The organism is Isoptericola croceus, assembly GCF_029382255.1.
GTDB classification, from domain to species: domain Bacteria; phylum Actinomycetota; class Actinomycetes; order Actinomycetales; family Cellulomonadaceae; genus Isoptericola; species Isoptericola croceus.
In genome coordinates this window covers 1-262 of the sequence record NZ_JARLLG010000407.1, presented here as the reverse complement: position 1 = coordinate 262, position 262 = coordinate 1, and the positions used below count along the sequence as shown (strand labels likewise).

At 27.9% G+C, this 262-nt stretch carries 1 protein-coding gene; it reads right to left on the bottom strand.

Annotated features, from left to right (window positions below; translation table 11 throughout):
• On the bottom strand, positions 1-262 hold a 262-nt coding region (locus PZC42_RS21720), incomplete at both ends, for a hypothetical protein (RefSeq protein ID WP_277214270.1).

Genomic DNA, 262 nt, shown 5'->3' with positions numbered 1-262 from the left:
AACTGCTTTAACAGGCAATCCTAATTTTTTTAATTCTAAAATTTGTTCTAATCCTGATTCTTTTTCTGTTTCAACAATACTAGATTTTTCTATGTTTAGTTGTGATTGTAACAAATCAAATAATGATTCAAGTTTAATTTTCTGACCTTTTCTTACACAAATTTGTGCTTCATTTAATGGCCATCGTCTCTTTAATTTTCCTTTCATTCTTGCTGCAGAAGATATAGACACAACATCTTTCATAATATCAAATGATTCCTCA